The organism is Streptomyces sp. NPDC037288 (assembly GCF_055603265.1).
In genome coordinates, this window is the sequence record NZ_JBVJVY010000114.1 from 1 (window position 1) to 7,183 (window position 7,183).

Here is a 7,183-nt window from a genome sequence, read left to right on the forward strand (position 1 = left end):
AAGGACCCAGCGCCACCTACAACATGCCCATGGCCATCCGGCTGACCGGAGACCTCGACCACACCGCCCTGCAAGCAGCCCTCCTCGACGTCATCCAGCGCCATGAGACCCTGCGCACGGTCTTCGGCGAAGCCGACGGGGTGCCGTACCAGCGGGTGCTGGAGACCGTGGAACTCGGCCTCCCCGTCGTCACCACCACCGAGGCCGAGCTCGCCGGGCGGTTGGAGCGCCTCGCCGCCCACACCTTCGACCTTGCCGACGAGATCCCCCTGCACGCCACCCTGCTCGAGGTGTCTCCCACCGACCACGTGCTGGCGCTGGTGCTGCACCACATCGCCGCCGACGGCTGGTCCATCGCCCCGCTCGCCGAGGACCTGGGCCGGGCGTACACGGCGCATGCCGCGGACCGGCCCGTCGAGTGGCCCGCCGCGCTTCCGGTGCAGTACGCGGACTACGTGCTGTGGCAGCAGCTACTCCTCGGCGGCGTCGACGAGCCGGACAGCGTCATCAGCCGACAGGTGGCCTACTGGCGGGACGCCCTGGCGGGGATTCCCGAGCGGCTGAACCTGCCCGCGGACCGCCCGTACCCCGCCGTGGCCACCTACGCCGGTGGCGTGGTGCCCTTCGCGCTCGGAGCGGAGGTGCACCGGTCGGTGATCGCCCTTGCGCGCGAGACCGGCGCGACCGTGTTCATGGTCGTCCAGGCCGCGCTCGCCGCCCTGCTGCACAAGCTCGGCGCGGGCACGGACATCCCGATCGGCTCCCCGATCGCCGGCCGTACCGACCAGGCCCTCGACGACCTGGTGGGCGTGTTCGTCAACACCCTGGTGCTGCGGACGGACGTGTCGGGCGATCCGTCGTTCCGTGAGCTGCTGGCCCGGGTGCGTGAGACGGACCTGGCCGCCTACGCCCACCAGGACGTGCCCTTCGAGCACCTGGTGGAGGTCCTCAGCCCGGCGCGGTCGCTCTCGCACCACCCGCTGTTCCAGGTGCTGCTCGCGGCGGAGGACGTCGACGCGGGGCTGATCGAGCTGCCCGGCCTCACCTCCAGCCTGCGTCCGCTCGGCACGGGCACGGCGAAGTTCAGCCTCTCCGTCTCCTACAGCGAACAGCACCTCGACGACGGCAGCCCCGCCGGCATCGACTGCCGGATCGAATACAGCGCCGACCTCTTCGACCAGGACACCGCGCAGCGCATTGCGGCGTACCTGGACCGGTTCCTGGCGGAGGCCGTCCACCACGCGGACCGGCCGCTGCGGACCCTCGACGTCCTGACGGCCCTGGCCCGCCACCAGATCCTGGCGGACTGGAACACCACCACCCACCAGACCGCCGAACACGCGCGTACGCTCACGGACCTTCTCGAGGCTCAGGCGGAACGGACACCCGACCGCACGGCCGTGGTCTTCGAGGGCAGCGAGCTGACGTACGCCGAGCTGTTCGCACGGGCGGACCGGCTGGCGGCCCTGCTGACGCGCCGCGGTGCGGGTCCCGAGGGTGTGGTCGCGGTTGCCGTCCCCCGCTCCGTCGACCTGATCGTCGCCCTCCTGGCGGTGCTGAAGTCCGGTGCGGCCTACCTGCCGATCGATCCCGACGACCCGTCCGAGCGCACCGGGTTCGTGCTCGGCGACGCACGGCCGGTCCTCCTTCTCGTCACCGAGGAGACGTCCGCCCTCCTGGCCGGGGCCGACGCCGCACCGGAGCGGATCGTGCTGGACAGCCCCGAGACCCGGGACCGCCTGGCACGGCCGGCGGACGACGCGGCGCAAGAGCCGGAGTCCGCCCGGCGGGCCCCGCGTCTGCTGCCGCGGCACCCCGCCTACGTCATCTACACCTCGGGCTCCACCGGCCGCCCGAAGGGCGTCATGGTTCCGCACGAGGGAATCGTCAACCGGCTGCTGTGGATGCAGGACCAGTACGTCCTCACCGGCGACGACCGGGTGCTGCAGAAGACCCCGTCGAGTTTCGACGTGTCCGTCTGGGAGTTCTTCTGGCCGCTGATCGCGGGCGCCGGTCTCGTCGTCGCACGCCCCGGGGGCCACAAGGACCCGGCGTACCTCGCCGACGTCATCGAGCGGCAGCAGGTCACGACCACGCACTTCGTGCCCTCGATGCTGCGCGCCTTCCTGGCCGAGCCGGCGGCCGCGGCCTGCACGAGTCTGCGGCAGGTGATCTGCAGCGGTGAGGCCCTGACCGCCGACCTCACCCGGTCCTTCCACGCGACCCTGAACATTCCGTTGCACAACCTCTACGGCCCGACCGAGGCGTCCGTCGACGTCACCCACCATGCCTGTGTTCCGCAGGGGCGGACCGGCGACGCGCACCCCCCGATCGGCCGACCGATCTGGAACACGCGGGTGTTCGTGCTGGACGCCGGTCTGGCTCCGGTACCGGTCGGTGTGGCCGGTGAGCTGTACCTCGCCGGCGACGGCCTGGCCCGCGGCTACCTCAACCGCCCCGGACTGACCGCCGAACGCTTCGTCGCCAACCCCTTCGGCACCCCCGGCGAACGGATGTACCGCACCGGCGACCTCGTCCGCTGGAACCCGACCGGCGAACTGGAATACCTCGGCCGAGCCGACTCCCAGGTCAAAGTCCGCGGCTTCCGCATCGAACTCGGCGAGATCGAAACCGCACTGACCACCCACGACGACATCACCCAAGCCGCCGTGATCGTCCGCGAGGACCGCCCCGGCGACCAACGCATCGTCGCCTACGCCGTACCCACCACCGGCGCCGCCATACAACCCGCCGCCCTGCGACGGCAGCTGGCACACGTACTGCCCGAGTACATGCTGCCCTCGGCCATCGTCACCCTGGACACACTGCCGCTGACCGCCAGCGGAAAGCTCGACCGGCGGGCGCTCCCTGAGCCGTCCCTTGACGTCTCCCCCACCGGGCGGGCCCCACGGACGCCGCGGGAAGAGGCCCTGTCCGGCATTTTCGCCGAGGTACTCGGTGCCGGCCAGGTCAGCATCGACGACAGCTTCTTCGAACTGGGCGGACACTCCCTGCTCGCGACGCGCCTGGTCAGCCGGGTACGGTCCGTGCTGGGCGTGGAACTGTCGGTACGCGCCGTGTTCGAAGCACCCACGGTCGCAGGACTGGCCGAACGGCTGTCCGGCGAAACAGGTGCCCGTCCGGCCCTGCGGGCGGCGGCCGACCGCCCGGAGCTGGTCCCGCTGTCGTTCGCACAACGGCGACTGTGGTTCCTGCACCGCCTCGAAGGACCCAGCGCCACCTACAACATGCCCATGGCCATCCGGCTGACCGGAGACCTCGACCACACCGCCCTGCAAGCAGCCCTCCTCGACGTCATCCAGCGCCACGAGACCCTGCGCACGGTCTTCGGCGAAGCCGACGGGGTGCCGTACCAGCGGGTGCTGGAGACCGTGGAACTCGACCTCCCCGTCGTCACCACCACGGACGCCGACCTGGAGCGGGACGTCGCCGAGGCTGCGGCGCACCCGTTCGACCTGACCGCCGAAAGGCCCCTGCGCGCGACGCTGTTCGAGCTGTCGTCGCACGAGTACGTGCTGCTCCTGCTGATGCACCACATCGCCGGCGACGGCGGCTCACTCGGTCCCGCGCTGCGCGACATGAGCGAGGCGTACGCGGCACGGGTGGAAGGCCGGGTGCCCGGCTGGACCAGGCTTCCGGTGCAGTACGTGGACTACACGCTGTGGCAGCAGGAGTTGCTCGGCGACGAGAAGGATCCCGAGAGCCTGGTCAGCAGCCAGCTCCGCTACTGGGCCGAGGCGTTGGAGGGCGTTCCGGAGCAGTTGGAGCTTCCGGTGGACCGTCCGCGTCCGGCGGTGGCCAGTTACGCGGGAGACGCGGTCCCCCTGACCATCAGCCCGGACCTGCACGACCGGGTCGTGGCACTGGCCCGGGAGTGCGGGGCGAGTGTGTTCATGGTCCTGCAGGCCGGTCTCGCGGTCCTGCTCAAGCGCCTGGGCGCCGGCTCCGACATCCCCCTCGGCTCCCCCATCGCCGGCCGAATGGACGAGGCACTCGACGACCTGGTCGGATTCTTCGTCAACACACTCGTCCTGCGCACGGACGTGTCGGGCGACCCGACGTTCCGCGAGCTGCTGGCCCGGGTGCGTGAGACGGACCTGGCCGCCTACGCCCACCAGGACGTCCCCTTCGAACACCTGGTGGAGGTCCTCAACCCCACCCGCTCGCTCTCCCACCACCCCCTCTTCCAGGTCATGCTGGCCTTCCAGAGCGCCAAGACGGGCGAGCTGTCCCTGCCCGGCGTCACGGCACACAGCACACCGGTCGGCACGGGCACCTCTCGCTTCGACCTGCTGTTCAACATCGACGAACGGCTCTCCGGCACCGGCACCCCCTCCGGGCTCGAAGGCTTCGTGGAATACAGCACCGACCTCTTCGACCGCAGCACCGTGGAATCCCTGGTCGAACGCCTGGTACAGGCCCTGGAACAGGTCGTGACCGAACCCGACCTGCAGATAGGGGCAGTGGACGTACTCACCGCGGCCGAGCGTGACCGGCTGGTCGTGCAGTGGAACGACACGAGCCGGGACGCGGTCATACCCGCAGTGCTGTCCGACGCCTTCGAGGCGCAGGTGCGCGCCAGGCCCGACGCACCGGCACTGGTCTTCGACGCCACCGAGCTGTCGTACGCCGAGCTGAACGAGCGGGCCAACCGTCTGGCACGCCTGCTGATCGCCCGGGGTGCGGGGCCAGAGCAGCTGGTGGCGCTGGCCGTGCCGCGCTCGGCCGAACTGATCGTCGCCGTGCTGGCGGTGCTGAAGTCGGGCGCCGCCTATCTGCCCCTGGATGTGGAGTATCCGGCGGAGCGTCTGGCGTTCATGGTGCAGGACGCGAGCCCGGTGCTGATGGTGACGACCGCCGCGGCGGCCGACCGTCTGCCGGAGGGTGTCGCGCGCGTGCTGCTCGACGATCCGGCGGTGACCGGCGAGCTCGCGGCACTGCCGACGGGTGACGTGACCGCGAGTGAGCGTCGCGGCGTCGTCCTGCCGCAGTCTCCGGCCTATGTCATCTACACCTCCGGCTCCACCGGCACCCCCAAGGGCGTCGTGATGACCGTGGGCGCGCTGGCGAACCTGATCGCCTGGCACATCACAACCATCGGCGGCGAACCGGGCGCGTCCGTGGCGCAGTTCACCGCGATCAGCTTCGACGTCTCGGCACAGGAGATCCTGGAGTCACTGGGATCGGGGAAGCGGCTGGTGGTTCCCGACGCCGAGGTGCGACGCGACGCGGCCCGCTTCGTACACTGGCTCGAAGAACACCGGATCCAGGAACTGTACGCGCCCACCGTGATGGTCGAAGCGGTGTGCCAGGCGGCACTGGAACAGGGCCGCACACTCCCCGACCTCCGCCATGTCGCTCAGGCCGGCGAGGCCCTCCTGCTGAGTCCCGCGGTACGGGAGTTCTTCTCCGCCCGCCCGGACCGCAACCTCTACAACCACTACGGCCCCGCGGAGACGCATGTCGTCACCGCGTACACCCTGCCGGGCGAGGTGCCGGATTGGGGGGCGACGGCGCCGATCGGCGGGCCCGTCTGGAACACGCAGACGTACGTCCTGGACGCCGGACTGACCCCGGTGCCCACCGGAGTGACCGGCGAACTGTACCTGGCCGGCGCGGCCCTGGCCCGCGGCTACCGGGACCGCCCCGGACTGACCGCGGAACGCTTCGTCGCCAACCCCTTCGGCGACCCCGGCGAGCGGATGTACCGCACCGGCGACCTCGTCCGCTGGAACGCCGCGGGCCAACTGGAGTACGTCGGCCGAGCCGACTCCCAGGTGAAGATCCGGGGCTTCCGGATCGAGCTGGGCGAGGTGGAGGCGGCGCTGACGGCCCAGGATGCGGTGGCGCAGGCCGCGGCGGTGGTGCGCGAGGACCGTCCCGGTGACCGGCGGGTCGTTGCCTATGTGGTGCCGGCGTCCGGTGGTGTCGTGGAGGCGCCTGCGCTGCGTCGGCGGTTGGCGGAGCTGCTGCCGGACTACATGGTGCCGTCGGCGGTGGTCAGCCTGGACGCCCTGCCGCTGACCCCCAGCGGCAAGGTGGACCGGCGGGCACTCCCTGCCCCGGCCCTGGATGTCTCCCCCTCGGGACACGCCCCACGGACGCCGCAGGAGGAGATCCTGTGCGGCATCTTCGCCGAGGTACTCGGTGTCGGCCGGGTGGGTGTCGACGACAGCTTCTTCGAGCTGGGCGGGCATTCGCTGCTGGCGACCCGTCTGGTCAGCCGGGTGCGGTCGGTGCTGGGTGTGGAGCTGTCGGTGCGTGCGGTGTTCGAGGCACCCACGGTCGCGGACCTGGTGCGGCGGCTGCCGCAGGCCGGTACGGCCAGGAAGGCACTGCGGGCGGCCGTCGAACGGCCCGAGACGGCACCGTTGTCGTTCGCGCAGCGGCGGTTGTGGTTCCTGCACCGCCTCGAAGGACCCAGCGCGACCTACAACATGCCGATGGCGATCCGGCTGACCGGAGAACTGGACCGCACCGCCCTGCAGTCCGGACTCACCGACGTGCTCGCACGCCACGAGAGTCTGCGGACGGTCTTCCCGGAAGTCGACGGGGTGCCGCGGCAGAAGGTGCTGAGCGTCGCGGAGGCCGGCGTCGAGCTGACGGTGGTGCCGACGACGGAGGACGAGCTGCAGGCGAAGCTGTCCGAAGCGACCGCCGAAGGCTTCGACCTGGCGAGCGACCTCCCGCTGCGGGTGACGTTGTTCGTGCTGTCGCCGACCGAGCACGTACTGGTACTGGTGCTGCACCACATCGCGGGCGACGGATGGTCCCTGCGCCCCCTGTCGCGGGACGTGGGCGAGGCGTACGCGGCACGGGTGGAAGGCCGGGTGCCCGGCTGGACCGAGCTTCCGGTGCAGTACGTGGACTACACGCTGTGGCAGCAGGAGTTGCTCGGCGACGAGAAGGATCCCGAGAGCGTCATCAGCCGGCAGGTCGACTACTGGAAGACGACCCTGGCGAACATCCCCGAGCGGTTGGACGTTCCGGTGGACCGTCCGCGTCCGGCGGTGGCCACGTACCGGGGCGACCTCATCGACATCGAGATGAGTGCGGAGCTGCACGGTCGGGTCGTGGCACTGGCCCGGGAGTGCGGGGCGAGTGTGTTCATGGTCCTGCAGGCCGGTCTCGCGGTCCTGCTCAAGCGCCTGGGCGCCGGCTC

Annotated in this window: 1 protein-coding gene; it reads left to right on the plus strand. The window is 70.9% G+C overall.

What is annotated here, in order from left to right; genetic code table 11:
• Positions 1–29: 29 nt before the first annotated feature.
• On the plus strand, positions 30–7,183 hold a 7,154-nt coding region (locus ACZ7GZ_RS41560), incomplete at its 3' end, for an amino acid adenylation domain-containing protein (RefSeq protein WP_471032850.1).